The 13,989-nt window shown below is 43.5% G+C and carries 14 protein-coding genes; 3 read left to right on the top strand and 11 right to left on the bottom strand.

Annotation, left to right across the window (positions count from 1 at the left end):
* Positions 1-7: 7 nt before the first annotated feature.
* The 4 genes from MHB64_RS13370 to MHB64_RS13355 all read right to left on the bottom strand — a co-directional run bounded on the left by MHB64_RS13370 (position 8) and on the right by MHB64_RS13355 (position 3,540).
* Positions 8-361, bottom strand: a complete 354-nt coding sequence (locus MHB64_RS13370; RefSeq protein WP_082651129.1) for a DUF1048 domain-containing protein — start codon at positions 359-361, stop codon at positions 8-10.
* Positions 354-683, bottom strand: coding sequence for a PadR family transcriptional regulator (locus tag MHB64_RS13365; RefSeq protein ID WP_042187640.1), 330 nt, complete (start codon positions 681-683; stop codon positions 354-356). The genes MHB64_RS13370 and MHB64_RS13365 overlap by 8 nt, the downstream gene beginning before the upstream one ends.
* 236 nt (positions 684-919) lie before the next feature.
* Entirely contained in the window at positions 920-3,133 is a 2,214-nt protein-coding gene (locus MHB64_RS13360; protein WP_341134596.1) for a M56 family metallopeptidase, read from the bottom strand.
* A gap of 29 nt (positions 3,134-3,162) precedes the next feature.
* A complete protein-coding gene (locus MHB64_RS13355; protein WP_094873788.1) occupies positions 3,163-3,540 on the bottom strand; it encodes a BlaI/MecI/CopY family transcriptional regulator in 378 nt (125 codons plus the stop codon).
* 215 nt (positions 3,541-3,755) lie between these two features.
* Between MHB64_RS13355 and MHB64_RS13350 the strand changes: the two genes are divergently transcribed.
* Entirely contained in the window at positions 3,756-5,246 is a 1,491-nt protein-coding gene (locus tag MHB64_RS13350) for a 4-hydroxyphenylacetate 3-hydroxylase family protein (RefSeq protein ID WP_094873790.1), read from the top strand.
* 163 nt (positions 5,247-5,409) lie between these two features.
* On the opposite strand, the gene MHB64_RS13345 is transcribed toward MHB64_RS13350, so the two are convergent.
* Positions 5,410-6,573, bottom strand: coding sequence for an MFS transporter (locus MHB64_RS13345; RefSeq protein WP_341136077.1), 1,164 nt, complete (start codon positions 6,571-6,573; stop codon positions 5,410-5,412).
* 328 nt (positions 6,574-6,901) lie between these two features.
* Here MHB64_RS13345 and MHB64_RS13340 point away from each other — a divergent pair, with 328 nt between their 5' ends.
* A complete protein-coding gene (locus tag MHB64_RS13340) occupies positions 6,902-7,483 on the top strand; it encodes a TetR/AcrR family transcriptional regulator (protein ID WP_341134595.1) in 582 nt (193 codons plus the stop codon).
* Positions 7,484-7,602: 119 nt separating this feature from the next.
* The gene (locus MHB64_RS13335; RefSeq protein WP_094873794.1) at positions 7,603-7,980 is read left to right on the top strand and encodes a PilZ domain-containing protein; all 378 of its coding nucleotides are present in this window, start codon (positions 7,603-7,605) and stop codon (positions 7,978-7,980) included.
* A gap of 112 nt (positions 7,981-8,092) precedes the next feature.
* Here the strand turns inward: MHB64_RS13335 and mnhG are convergent, their stop codons facing one another.
* Genes mnhG through MHB64_RS13305 form a run of 6 tightly spaced genes read right to left on the bottom strand, consistent with a single transcriptional unit; the run spans position 8,093 to position 13,918 of the window.
* Positions 8,093-8,497, bottom strand: coding sequence for a monovalent cation/H(+) antiporter subunit G (gene mnhG, locus MHB64_RS13330; RefSeq protein ID WP_256990002.1), 405 nt, complete (start codon positions 8,495-8,497; stop codon positions 8,093-8,095).
* Entirely contained in the window at positions 8,472-8,765 is a 294-nt protein-coding gene (locus MHB64_RS13325) for a Na(+)/H(+) antiporter subunit F1 (RefSeq protein WP_094873796.1), read from the bottom strand. The genes mnhG and MHB64_RS13325 overlap by 26 nt, the downstream gene beginning before the upstream one ends.
* Positions 8,765-9,238 carry a Na+/H+ antiporter subunit E gene (locus MHB64_RS13320; RefSeq protein WP_094873798.1) on the bottom strand — a complete coding sequence of 158 codons (474 nt, stop codon included), beginning with the start codon at positions 9,236-9,238 and terminating at the stop codon, positions 8,765-8,767. The genes MHB64_RS13325 and MHB64_RS13320 overlap by 1 nt, the downstream gene beginning before the upstream one ends.
* 5 nt (positions 9,239-9,243) lie before the next feature.
* The gene (locus MHB64_RS13315) at positions 9,244-10,722 is read right to left on the bottom strand and encodes a Na+/H+ antiporter subunit D (protein WP_094873800.1); all 1,479 of its coding nucleotides are present in this window, start codon (positions 10,720-10,722) and stop codon (positions 9,244-9,246) included.
* Positions 10,719-11,054: a Na(+)/H(+) antiporter subunit C gene (locus MHB64_RS13310; protein ID WP_076121569.1), complete on the bottom strand. Its 336-nt coding sequence runs from the start codon at positions 11,052-11,054 to the stop codon at positions 10,719-10,721. Before MHB64_RS13310 ends, MHB64_RS13315 begins: the two co-directional genes overlap by 4 nt.
* Positions 11,054-13,918, bottom strand: coding sequence for a Na+/H+ antiporter subunit A (locus MHB64_RS13305; protein ID WP_341136076.1), 2,865 nt, complete (start codon positions 13,916-13,918; stop codon positions 11,054-11,056). Before MHB64_RS13305 ends, MHB64_RS13310 begins: the two co-directional genes overlap by 1 nt.
* Positions 13,919-13,989 lie beyond the last annotated feature (71 nt).

Genomic DNA, 13,989 nt, shown 5'->3' with positions numbered 1-13,989 from the left:
ATCCCCCCTATCTTCCAAGTTTTTTGTGAATGGACTCGTTCATTTTCGCTCGCATTTTCCCTGTCCAAGTCTGAGCGGAAACGTCCTCGAGCAGCCCGTCACAGAACGCCATTACGTCATTCCCTACGATCTCCAGAACATCTCGACCTTCAGCAGCTCCCATCTCAAACATGTCGAGCATTTCGGGGAACAGGTTGATGACACTAGAATCGTTTGATGAGAAGTTCAGCATGTAACGCGATGCGATATTGTAAACTTCTCGGTAATCATTTGGGAGCGCTTTTGAACGTTTTACGCACTCTTTGTAAGCCTTTTTTTGTTCACGTAAATCTTTAAATTTAGCGAGCATGTTCTTATACACGGCTATCCTCCTTCAATTGAGTAAGTCTTGACGAAACATATCCCCATTTCTCCCAAAACATGGACAGTTCCCGCCATCCCTCTTCATTTAGACTATAAAATTTCCTTGGTGGTCCTATTTCGGACGGTTTTTTCTCGATATCGACGAGTTTATTTTTTTCTAACCGTATCAAGATGGTGTAGACCGTTCCTTCAACAACATCTTCGAAACCGAGCGCATTTAGCGTTTTTACGATTTCATACCCATAGGTTTCTTTCCGGCTGATGATTTCAAGTACACAGCCTTCCAAAACTCCCTTCAGCATTTCTGTTAGGTTATCCATTAAAATCCTCCAATACTACTCTGTATTGCTTAGTACCACTATATAGTATCACTGAGTAGCCGAATTGTAAATAGGAGGAAAAGCGGATTGCTGAAAATATAAAATAAATACAACAGCAGTAGGGGCTGGATTTGGTGTGAGTGGAAAGCATTTGCTTTAAGTCAGTAACAATAAAGAAAGCCCGTGCTAGGCACGGGCTTTCTTTATTGTTAAGAGGTTCTTCGACATCGACATAACTATTTATACGGGTCAGCAATTTCTTCCCATTGACCGGTGAAGACATCCACTTTTATCGTGAACTCTCTGCCGCCTTGCCTAACATTACTGAACAAATAACCATCTCCAATAAAGCCGGAAATCCAATCCACATCTGTTGACTCGAAGCCTTCTGTATCAAATATTGGCTGAAGTAACCTATATAGCTCTTTCTGGTACTCCTTACCGTTAGATATGTCCCACAGATCTACCGCTTCTCGATTCACTAGGCTTCTCACTGGACTGCCAGAAGTTACATCATGAACTGTTCCAGTTAGCGGATTAATTTTATAGCTAAGGCCTTCCCCTTCGCCATTCGGTGGATCCATAAAATCAATCCTGTATTGATCGCCTTCTTTACCAAAGGTCCAGCCGCTAGCTGGAAGCTTTTTATCCAGCAAGGACTTAATATCCTGTTCACTGAGCGGAGGAGAAATAAACGAGCCATAGTACATCTGTGCGCTCTCAATGGTAAGTTCCTTTCCATAAATAACAATAACTTCAAGCGGAAACTCAGAGATGGATGCTGCTCCTGCCAACCGGGCTACAATACGATCTCCTTCCAACTCATACGAAACTACGGCGCCAAAACCAATCTTCTTGCCCCAAGCTCCCTCAGTGTGATCATACACTTTAGTCAAATGCTTTCCGTCTAGTTCAGCGGATACGTAGGTGTGGTTACTCCGGTGTGTAATAGAGGATTTCAGCCTCCGATTTAGCGCCTCGACCGGGTCTTCTACCACAAGCTCTTCCAGAGTGTCAGGCTGGAGCACATGAATCTCACTCATGGAGAGCCCTGTTCCCGTGCCGGTAGTAATACGAATGAAGATTTCTTTAATACCGTCCCCGTTAAGATCCGCTTCTTCAATGGAAGGAGGCCGCGTTTCATCTTCACCAGCATCCCATAAAAACGTTCTGTTAACTTCACCACGTACATCTACCGTGACTTCATGCAAAAGTGCATGCTCAGCCGTAGGCTTTGCAGTTATAGTAATTCCGTTTTTCTCCGCTAATAGGGTTCCTTTGGGATCGATCGCAGGTATATCTTTAACCTGAGAAGCTGACGGGATAACAACATTCTTCTCCGGGGCTGATGTAGAACTCAGCTTTGCCCCAGTCAAGGTACAGCCACTTAAGACCATAATTACTGCTAACCCCAACACCGTGTTTTGTGCAGTGATTTTTTTATGCCTGGTGATCATGGTTATCCTTCTTTTCATTTCCTTCTTGCTGCTTGAAATGCAGGCTGCACCAGCCACTCGGATTGGACCGGTCAATGTTTCCAATAGTTTAAGAAGAGTCCGTGCGTAGTCTTTGTGGTGCTCCGATGCAAGATGCTTTAAAGCCAGCGCATCACAGGCGACCTCTTGGTCCCGTTTCATTTGGCTAACGGCATACCAAAGCAACGGATTGAACCAATGCAGCGCCAGCAGCAGTGCTGTCAGCAGATTCAGCGAAATATCACGACGTTTCACATGCGCCAGCTCATGCAGAAATATATGACGCAGTTCGTTCGCCTCCAGCGTGTGCAGCATGGATGTCGGCAGCAGCAGCTTAGGGCGCATAACGCCAAGCAGTGTCGGCATGGCAATCTGCTTCGTCTCAACCAGCTTCACTGGGCGCCTTACCTTCATCTCTCGTTGGCACGTTTCGAACAACCGCAGGATATCTGCGGAACGAATCTCCGGTTCCCCTCGAACCCGTGCCGTGAATCGCAGCTGTTCACGAACCGACAGACTCATCATTACCACTGCTCCGCTAAGCCACACCAGAACCAGCAAATACATCGGCGTCCAACGTGCATTGGATATCTCAAATGGATCGTAGATTTCCGGAGTTATTGGTGTCATTCTCTCCGTTTTCTCGGCTTGCTGTGAAGTTCCTGTTCCTGTTTCTTCAGCGACCGTGGACGAATCTACCGCTTGAATGTCCATCGAAGACACAGACAAATCACCTACAATCGGCTGCGCAGAACGAATATTGAAAGTCTGAACTGATTCTGTCTCCAGCGGCAACAAATTAAAAATGCTGAACGTACTTTCCGGGGTCCAAGGGACGGCTAATCTCACGATCAGCGGCATCCACAGAAGATACGTCCAGGTCGGTTTCAATCGATGCTTGAACAAGAAACGCGTTGCCAGGATCAGCAAAGACAGCACGCTCGCCATAGCGGATAGTGACAATATCTTAACCAACAGATTGTATGCAGCTTCCAGCAAGCGACTCAGTCCTTTCGCTCATCCAAAATTCTCTTCAATTCTTCAATATCTTCTCGGGACAGCTTCTCATCCTGTAAAAAGTTGACTAACATCGGGCGCAGCGTTCCACCGTAGATCCGCTTCAGAAAAGATTGTGTTTCGTATTGGACGCATTCCTCTTCCCGCACCAGTGGGTAATAAGAATACACCCTTCCTGTCTGGTTGTAACCGATAGCCCCTTTCTCCGTCAGACGCTTAATCAGCGTCCGCACCGTTTTTGGGTTCCAGTCCCGGCTGCCCTCAAGAGCTTCAACAATCTCTCCTGCCGTACGCGGGGCTCCAGTCCACAGCACCTTCATTACTTCCCACTCGGCATCCGAGATTTTTGGAATTTCCGTAGACATAATCCTATCCGCCTTTCTTTTCACCAAATGACTACACTTGTAATCCAATGTAAAAAATATACAAGTAAGTCTCATTTATGTCAACCTTAAAGTAACAATACGAATCACTAGTTAGGTTGGCCCCTTCTCTGACTCGGTGTATGGACAATGTACAAGAAGAATTATGATTACGTACATTAAAAATAATAATACAGATCTTCAAAGAGGTGGAACATGTGCCTATTAAAAATGGTAATCAATACATCGAACGAATCGACCGGCAAAATATTAATATCTGGTACAAAGGAACGCGTATCGAAGGGCCTTTATCCAAACATCCTGCATTTCAAGGCCTCATACAAACACAAGCCGAAATGTACAACATGCAGTGTGACGAACGTTATTTAGCGCAGATGACCTACCCTTCGCCTGATACTGGAGAGCTTGTTGGTCTATCTTTTCTCCCGCCCAAAAGTGTTGAAGATTTAGAACGCCGAAGAAAAATGATTGAACTCTGGTCAAACAGACATCACGGTTTTTTAGGACGATCCCCAGATTATATGAATACGGCAATCATGTCTCTGTTTACTGCTGCCGATATCCTTGAGGACCTTCATCCAAAATATGCTGAGAACCTCAGGAAATACTATGCCTACTGCCGAGATCATGATATTACTTTATCCCATGCATTCATCCAGCCTCAAGCAAGTAAAATATCCGGTCAGGTTGATGCTACAGAGGATTCTATAGCTGCTAAAGTTGTAGAAATCAAGGATGAAGGAATGGTTGTAACCGGTGCTTTTATGATGGCAACACAAGGGGCTACATGCGATGAAATGCTAGTATTCCCTACGCCTTCCCCCTCCCTTGTGGATGATGATAATCCCTTCGCGTTTGCCTTTGCAGTACCTAATGATCTGCCGGGGATCACTTTTTTTTGCCGCGAAAGCTATGCAGCCACTTCCACCTACGACCATCCATTAAGTTCAAGGTACGAAGAAATGGATACGCTTGTTATATTCGACCGTGTGCTTATCCCACATGATCGTATCTTTTATTACGGGGATGAGAATTACTGTTCCCGATTGTTCGGTGAGAGTCACTTTCATACCCATATTGGTCACCAAATCATCACCCGCTATATTGCTAAAACGGAGTTCTTTCTCGGTGTGCTAGAATCTTTGGCAGAAGAACAAAATGCTGTCCTTGAACCCTACACGATTGTACCGATTTCCAAAGTAATAATGTATCTAGAGACCTTCAAAGCGTTAAGGCTCGCTTCCGAAATCGGGGCAGCTCATGACAAATTTGGATATCTCGTACCTGATAAAGGCCCCCTCCTAGCTTCAACCATTCACTTTACAGAGTTTTATCCAAAGATGGTTGAAATGGTTCAAAATCTCAGCTCAAGCGGTCTTATTATGATCACCTCGGAATCGGACTTCAGTTCAAGTGCCGGTTCATACCTCTATCAGTATTTAAAGGGTAATGTCTCGGATGCTCGGTACCGAAATGCCTTATTCCGGGTCGCATGGGAACTGGGAGCTGGTGCATTCGGTGGCCGCCAAACCCAATTTGAGCGGTTATTTTTTGGAAATTCAGAAACAATGGCCTGGCGTATGTACAATAGCTATGATAATCACGGATACTTCCGTCAAATCATTCACGAATTTATTTCACCAGAAGACCCTCTCCCTAATTCAACAACAGATGTAGTTTCTAATTGAGCTTTTTGTTATTTTTTATGATGAATTAAACTTTTCGAATTGCTCCCACGGCCAGGTGACATGAAATACTATAGCCCTGGCTGGAGCGTTAAGACTTAGAAATCGCACCTAATTATAAGAGATCAGTGTTACAATTTTTCAGCACGAATACTCATCCCTTCAGTTACTCCTTTGTTAATGACCAAAAAAGAAGAGCCAGAGCACTCACAATTGAACCTAACAAACTCACTCCGTTCCAGCCAAAGTAAACATAGATACTGGTAGATGCGATCGACCCAGTGGCGCTGCCAATGGAATAGAAAATCATGTAACCGGCAGTAAGCCTGCTGCGTGCCTCAGGTTGCAAAGTAAGGATCATGCTCTGATTGGTGACATGTACGGCTTGTACTGCAAGATCAAGTAGGATAATACCTACGATTAATGCAAGAAGCGAATGCTGAACATAACTTATTGGCAACCATGATATGAGCAAAAGAATCAAGGCTACACCGGTAGTCTTCTGCCCTAAACCTCGATCAGCAAGGCGACCTGCTCGCGCTGCTGCTAACGCGCCTGCAACACCTGCGAGACCAAACGCTCCAATCGCAGTATGTGAAAGAGAAAACGGCGGGGCGCTGAGAGGTAATACTAAAGACGTCCATAATATACTGAAAGCGGTAAAAATCATCATACCTAGTGCAGCACGGATTCTAAGAGTTCGTTCCTGAGCAAACAACGTGAACATTGAACGAATCAACTGTAGGTAAGATAATGATTTTCTTGTGTGCTCATAATGTGGCAGCACCCGAAACAATACACATGCCATAATTAGTGTTAATACCGCGGAAACAAGGTAGACAGAACGCCAACCTGCTAAATCCATTAATACGCCAGCGAAAGTTCGCGCCAGTAGAATACCAATGACGATTCCACTTGTCACAACACCAACGACACGCCCACGTTCGGCAGGAGCAGCCAAAGTTGCCGCGAACGCAACGAGCGTCTGTGTCACTACGGCAAGAAACCCAACCGCTGCTATACCTATGAATAACACTATACTGCTGGTGGCAGTACCAACGACAATTAAAGCCAATACGGATAGCAGCATCTGTCCAGCGATCAGCCAACGCCGATTTAATAAATCACCCAAAGGCACTAGTAGCAACAGTCCAAGTGCATAAAAAATTTGAGTAATTGTAATAACAAGTCCAACGAATGAATGAGAAATACCAAACTCGTTCGAAATAGCGTCCAGTAAAGGTTGCGCATAATATATGTTAGCAACAACTATTCCGCAAGCGACGGAAAATAAAAGTGCCACACTACGAGATATTATTGATACAGGCACTGGTTCCGACGCTCTAAGCCCTCCTTGTACTTTTTTAGCTTTTTTGTCTGTTTGATCCACTATAATAGCTTTCGATTCCTCAACAGATTCCCCCAAAATTAACGCCTCCTGAGATTGACTTTTATCAGATTCATAAATTACATACCGATCAGTACGTAAATATATTTGACAAATATAACTCTAAAAAAAGATAACTGTCAAGAGATTAGCTTATAGAACAACAAAAAATTAAATACAGACTATTTAAAAACCCATTTCTTAATTGACATACTAAGATTCAAACCATAAAATAATATCATACTGTTCGATATGAAAAGAGGGAGTTAGTATGGCTCGACCACGTGAATTTGATGAGGAAAAAGCATTAGATGCTGCTATGAAAGTATTTTGGGAAAAAGGGTTCGAGGCTACCTCTTTAAGCGACCTGACATCAAGAATGGGTATTCAACGGCCTAGCATCTACTCTACCTTCGGAGATAAAAAAGGACTATTTGAAGCTGCGTTGCGGAAATATACGAGTTCTCATGCTGCCTATGTTCGTAACAAGCTTCAAAACAATACTTCTGTTAAAGAGGCATTCCGTGACTTTTTCGAAAATATAGTGGCAAAAGAATATGGACAAAATCCGAACTGGGGATGCTTTTGCATTAATTCAATGGTTGAACTTTCACCCCACGATGAGAAATTTGAGCTCCTAACAAGAGAACACCAGATGTATCTCTCGGTAATATTTCAAGAAACGATTGATCGAGGTTTGCGCTCAGGTGAGCTTGATCCCGCTATTAACGCAAAGAGTTTAGCGCAGACACTAGTCATATCATTAATTGGACTTACTGTGATCATGAAATCCCGTCCTGAAAGATCATTTGTAGATAATTCTGTAAAAGAAATACTTACATTGTTACGATAAAATCAAAAATCAGGTATGCAGCTTTTGTAACTTCGAATCTTTAATATGTTTAATAACTCTTCACTAATCCTGTTTTCCTGTCGATAATTTATAGTAGATGGAAAAGTATGGAGGAGCATATGAACACTAATCGCAGAACTGAACCTTTTCGATATACCCTTAAAGAACCTGTAACCCTTGATCTTCATATTCTTAGTATTAACGGAATCCAGGTTCCTTCTAAGCCTGTAAGAGCTGTACTGTTCAACATCAGTCGAACAGGCTGCCACTTATCGTTACCCCTCAACATTAATCCAGAGAATAATCTAGTACGGATTGGTATGGAAATGAATCTTACGGATGAATCTATTTACTTAGAAGGAGTTCTAAAATGGAATAGAGAACAGCAGGACTGTTTCCATTACGGTATTCAATTAGACATTCCTGAAGCAGACATTGAGTTTCTTCCAAGGGTGCTACGCAGGCTCGCTGGAGAAGGAAAAATATTGGTTCGTTGAGATGTAAACAAAAGAATAGTACTCCATTAATAAAAAAAAAACCCGCGTGTAGATGCGGGTTTGTTTTAGTTTTTGCTGCTGTTATTGAAAATCAAGACAATTCCTAACACTTCTACCTTTGTTCTTGAGGTATATCTCCTTCAGGGGTTACTGGTATAACTTGCTCTTTCTCCAGCACCTCTTTTAAATCATCCTGAATTCTCCGGTCCCAGTGAGGAACACCGGAACGATATGCCGCTCTACCTGTTAGATGGGCGGATAAAGGCGCAGTTATAAATACAAAGACAATTCCTAATAATAGCTTTGCACTAATATGATCCTGAAAAAATGCAAAATATAGAAATGCCCCAACCAAGACACATAAAACACCGAGAGTGGCACTCTTCGCGGCAGCATGTGATCTTAGATATACATCAGGCAGCCGAATCAAACCAATAGCACTTACAGCGCTAAGCAATGCCCCTATAAGAATTAACAAGGCAAACAGCAACTCACCTGTAGTCTTGATCATTTCCATTTTCTAGCACCACTCCCTTTTCGATATATCTGGCAAAGGCTGTCGTTCCGATAAAGGAAAGAATTCCAATCAACAAAATAATTTCTATAAAAGCCTGTGTTTGGAGAAAGACCGATAAAACGGCCACCATGGCTAACAGATTAATTCCGATCGTATCCAGTGCAGCCACGCGGTCAGGCAAGGAAGGTCCCTTCACCAGACGCCAAGCACATACGCCTATTGCTACAGCCATGATCGTAATGGATAACATAAGAATAAAATGGATCATTAGCGGGTCACCTCCAGTATCGCACGCTCAAAGGTATCACGGATATTGGCCCTGAACTGTGCAGGGTCTTCAACATCCATGGCATGAATATACAATGTCCGATTATCATCCGATACTTCAAGTACCACCGATCCAGGCGTTAGGCAGAGCAATGTGATCAATGTAGCCACTTCCCAATCTGATTTCAGCTCTGTAGTATATTTGAGAATAGCTGGACGTATATTAAGCTCTGGTCTTAGAACGGCTTTTACCACTACATAACTAGAAACGATCAGCTCCCGCAGCAGCAACAGGATTAGCTTAAGGATCGCCCACACTTTTCCGAGATATAACCTGGGCCAAAAACGACGCATTCCGAGCAGAATGAGTATACCGAGCAGAAAACCAATGACAAAACGCGGACCAGTCCAGTCATTGTGCAGAAACATCCACAGGAATGCTATCATGAAATTCAATAATAGTTGAAATGCCATAGTATCTACTCCTTCATGACAGCGTTAATGTAAAGTGCAGGATCAGCCAGTACAGCTCCGGCTTGGCTGACGTATCCATTTACCGTCTCAGCACCTACACCCATCAGAATTACAATCGCAAACAGTACAGCCGCCGGTGCCATCATAGCTTTATAATGAAGCGGTTTGACTTGTTCTTCCCTTTTCTCGCCACCCCAGAATACCTGCTGGAATACTTTGATCAAGGAATATAACACTACGAAGCTGGATGCGAGTGCAATCAGCGCAAGAGCCACGTGATCCTGTCCAAATCCACTACGTACCATCATAACTTTTCCAGCGAAACCACTAAGAGGCGGAACACCAACCAATGCCAAAGTCAGTACAAAAAACATCCAGCCGGTCCACGGATAACGTCGGATTAAACCACCCATTTCTTTTAAGCGGTCGGTGCCCGATGCCGAGATTATCATCCCGCCCAGGAAAAATAATAATGCCTTGGCAACCATGTCATGCATTAAATAGAACACTACACCATTTAACGAATCCTGAGTCGCGACAGAAATCCCAAAAGCAATAAACCCAACACTGATAATGATATTATAATTAAAAATTCGCCCCAGATCGTTGTAAGCCAGTGCACCGATTGCACCAAGGATCATCGTCGCTCCCGCCATCCAGGCGATCAGTGTATGGGTGAGTCCCGGGTCTTGAATAAAAATCAATGTAAACGTACGTGTAATTGCATACAATCCTACTTTCGTTAACAAGGCCCCAAACAGTGCTCTAACAGCCACTGGTGGTGCGCTATAAGAATCCGGAAGCCAGAAAAAGAGCAGCAAACCCGCCTTTATCGAAAATACGATCAGCAGCAGAACCGCAATGACGTTCATGACACCGCCTTGTCCCGCTTCCGCTACACGCATAGATAGATGTGCCATATTCAGCGTTCCTGTCGCGGCATATAAATAAGCAAGCGTTGCTACAAACAAAGACGAGGAAATCACGTTAACTAATACATATTTTAACGTCTCTCTCAGTTGACCTTTGGAGCCACCAAGTACAATTAAAGCATACGAGGCAACTAACAGGACCTCAAAACAGACGAACAAGTTAAATAGATCTCCGGTGAGAAAGGAGCCAAACACCCCAGTTAATAGGAAATGGAAAAACGGATAGTAATAAAACCGTTCTCTTTCTTCCCCAATACTCGCGAAGGAAAAAAATAAGCAAGCTGCACCAACGATAGCGCCGATTAACACAAGTAAGGCCGCAAACATATCGGCAACAAACACAATCCCGTATGGCGGAAGCCATCCACCCATATTTAGGGTTTGGATTCCGTTTGTACCTACCTGATACACAATAATTCCAGCAACCAAAATATTTAAAAACACACTGACGGCACTGATCATACGCTGCAGGTCCACTCGTTCTTTTAGAAAAATCAATATCACTGCCGTAAAGGCCGGAATCAGCAGAGGCAGCACTAGCAAGTTGTTCATTGTCTCTCCTCCTTGGTGCCTTCCACATCATCCGTACCCGTCGAACGGTAAGTCCGGTATGCCAAAACAATGAAGAATGCTGTTACTCCAAAACTAATTACAATTGAGGTCAAAATGAGCGCCTGTGGTAACGGGTCTACATATGCCTCTGCTTTTTCACCAAGCAATGGTGGAGCCCCTGTCTTGAGACCCGACATCGTCAGCAGCAGTAAATGAACACCATGGGTAATCAAATTAGTACCCAGTAGGATGCGTAGCAAGCTTTTGGAAAGGACTAGATACACACCTACGGAAAACAATACGCCGATCGCCAAGGCAACAACGAGCTCCATTAGCTATCCCTCCCGATCGTAAGTATGATATTCATAGTGACACCAATAACAGCTAGATAAACACCAAGATCAAAGAACATTGCAGTGGTTAGTTCTGTTTTGCCCATAAGCGGCAATTGGAAATATCCAAACGTTTGGCTCAGAAAGGGTACGCCGAATATAAATGAGCCAACCCCGGTAAGGAAAGCAATCGAAATCCCGATCGCAATTAACTTACGATAATTAATAGGCAGCACCTTCTCAACCATATCCATCCCAAAAGTAATAGCAAGCAGCACCAAACCTGCAGAAGCCATCAAAGCCCCAATAAATCCGCCTCCCGGATTATTATGACCGGCAAAAAACAAAAACAACGAAAATATCAGAATGATAACGAATGCTACTTTAGCTACCGCTTGTAGTAACACATCATCACTTCGAGAATAACGAGGCTTATTATAGGGAACAACCCTCTTCAGTTGGGATGCTGTACCCTCTCCATCCAACTGCAGCTTGATCATGGAATAAATAGCAAGTGAGGCGAGGCCTAGTACTGTTATTTCAAACATAGTATCAAAGCCGCGGAAATCAACGAGCAGAACATTGACAATATTTTTACCGCCACCCAAAGTATAACTATTCTCCACATAATATTTCGAGATGGATTCGAACGGACTACTGCCTAAAGCAGCAAGTGCAACCAATGTCATCGTTACGCCCATCCCGATGGAAATAATAAGTTTAAGGAAATGCGCACGAGGCTTGAGCTTCTCTTTTTCCAGCCTAGGCAAATGCCGGAAACATAGCAGGAACAAGGTAACAGATACCACTTCAACAATCATTTGTGTAAGCGCCAGATCAGGAGCTCTGAACAGAACAAAGAGCAAAGTAACCATATAACCAACCATTCCTGTTAACAAAATGGCTGTTATTCTCGAACGTACAAACGGAATAGCTAAAGCACCTAGAAGCAAAACCATTACAGCAATAACCTCAAACAAAGAAAAAGGAGTATACTCCGTCGTACCAAGTGTAATTCCATCTGAATACCAGACGACACCGCAAATCGTTACGATCAAGAAGGAAAAAATATACATTAAATAATGTCTCATGGAACCAGTCATATAAGAACCAGTCACCCATCTAGACAATTTCTCAACCAGCCGAATTACTCCGTCATAAACTTGATTTAAAGTGTAGCCACTGCCCCATTCTTTATCGACCAGACTTAAGCGGCCATAGATTCGGTATACAGTAATACCAAGAATCACAACACCAAGTGTCATCCATACTTCTGGTGTCCAGCCGTGCCAGAAATGGATATTCACAATAAAAGGTTCCCCGGTCTGCAAGATAGGGTGAATAGCATTCATTGCAGGGATAATAAGTGTATTAGATAAAATATTCGGGAAAAAACCAATAAATATAGACAGCACTGCAAGCAGGCACGGGGCAAGCAGAAGTCCAAATGGGGCTTCATGCGGTTTTTTGTCCAGCTTCTCAGGCTGATATTTTCCGAAAAAGGTGTGGAATACCAAAATCATACTGTATGCAAAAGTAAACACGCTGGCAATCCAGGCCAAAACCGGGAAGAGCGTAAACAACGAGGGAATAGAGAATATATCCAGGTTTCGGATATTCAGAACAGCTGTAAAAAACATCTCTTTACTTAAGAACCCGGAAAATGGCGGCAAACCAGCCATCGAGAAACTGCCGATCATCGCTACCGTAAAGGTAACCGGCATAATGGAAATCAGTCCGCCCAGCTTTCGCAGGTCGCGGGTACCCGTCTCATGGTCAACTATACCGACCATCATAAACAATGAGCCTTTAAAGATAGCATGGTTAATAAGATGAAAGATAGCCGCTGTTGTTGCAGCAGTATAAAAGACAGCTTCTTCCCCTATATAAAATGCCGATGCCGATCCCATTCCCAGCAATCCCATAATCAGTCCAAGTTGACTAATTGTTGAATAGGCTAATAGAGCCTTCAGGTCCGTCTGCTTCATCGCCTGGATCGAACCATAGATCAAGGTGATCAAACCGACGCCTGACACAATCCAGAACCACTCATATTGCCCCGCAAAAATAGGGCTGAAACGGGCGACAAGATACAATCCAGCTTTAACCATCGTTGCTGAGTGAAGATATGCGCTTACGGGTGTCGGTGCCTCCATGGCATCCGGCAGCCAGATATGGAACGGGAACTGCGCTGATTTGGTAAATGCACCTAATAGAATTAATAGCATCGCTGGAATAAACAACGCATGCCCACTAATATCTCCAACCTCGCTCCAAATTTCCCGAATACTAAAGGTGCCTGTCATCACATACAGCATTAAAAAGCCGGCAAACATCGCTAAACCACCAAATACGGTAATCAACATAGATTTCAAAGCACCATACCGCGATTTTTGCCGCCGATGCCAAAAAGCAATCAACAGAAATGACGAGACACTTGTTAATTCCCAAAAACCGTATAGCACCATCAAGTTATCCGAGAGCACAACGCCAAGCATCGCTCCCATAAACAACATTAAATAAATATAAAAAGGGGTCAACGCTTCTTTTCGCTTGTCTAGATAATAAATCGAATAGATAATTACAAGACTACCCATTCCAGTGATTAACAAAGCGAAGAGTAAACTTAATCCATCCAGATGGAAAACCAAGTCAATCCCTAGGGAAGGAATCCACGAAACGGTTTCATATCCCAAATCCCCTCCCTTAATCACGGGAATCCGGGTTAAAAAATATACAAACAAAGCGAGCGAACCGGGGAAAACAAGCCATCCTCTATGAAGGTTGGATGCTCTCTTGGTCAAAAGTGCGATTACTAAGGCCATTAGAAACGGAACAAGTATGATTACATGCAGCAAAGGCAGTCCTCCTTTTCCACTTGAGCTTATCAAGTTGTGAACTTTAGTACTTACTTTTTTACCAAAAGCCAAAGATC

It is taken from the genome of Paenibacillus sp. FSL K6-2859, assembly GCF_038008265.1.
In the GTDB taxonomy this organism is placed as follows: Bacteria; Bacillota; Bacilli; order Paenibacillales; family Paenibacillaceae; genus Paenibacillus_AQ; species Paenibacillus_AQ nitricinens.
The sequence above is the reverse complement of the archived record's forward strand: the minus strand, read 5'-3'. Positions and strand labels throughout refer to the sequence as shown.

Bases quoted from the DNA above. Each gene is read 5' to 3' on its own strand.
- MHB64_RS13365 (WP_042187640.1), bottom strand. From the start codon at position 683: ATGGATAACCTAACAGAAATGCTGAAGGGAGTTTTGGAAGGCTGTGTA.
- MHB64_RS13355 (WP_094873788.1), bottom strand. From the start codon at position 3,540: ATGTCTACGGAAATTCCAAAAATCTCGGATGCCGAGTGGGAAGTAATG.
- MHB64_RS13340 (WP_341134595.1), top strand. From the start codon at position 6,902: ATGGCTCGACCACGTGAATTTGATGAGGAAAAAGCATTAGATGCTGCT.
- MHB64_RS13335 (WP_094873794.1), top strand. From the start codon at position 7,603: ATGAACACTAATCGCAGAACTGAACCTTTTCGATATACCCTTAAAGAA.
- mnhG (WP_256990002.1), bottom strand. From the start codon at position 8,497: ATGGAAATGATCAAGACTACAGGTGAGTTGCTGTTTGCCTTGTTAATT.
- MHB64_RS13325 (WP_094873796.1), bottom strand. From the start codon at position 8,765: ATGATCCATTTTATTCTTATGTTATCCATTACGATCATGGCTGTAGCA.
- MHB64_RS13320 (WP_094873798.1), bottom strand. From the start codon at position 9,238: ATGGCATTTCAACTATTATTGAATTTCATGATAGCATTCCTGTGGATG.
- MHB64_RS13315 (WP_094873800.1), bottom strand. From the start codon at position 10,722: ATGAACAACTTGCTAGTGCTGCCTCTGCTGATTCCGGCCTTTACGGCA.
- MHB64_RS13310 (WP_076121569.1), bottom strand. From the start codon at position 11,054: ATGGAGCTCGTTGTTGCCTTGGCGATCGGCGTATTGTTTTCCGTAGGT.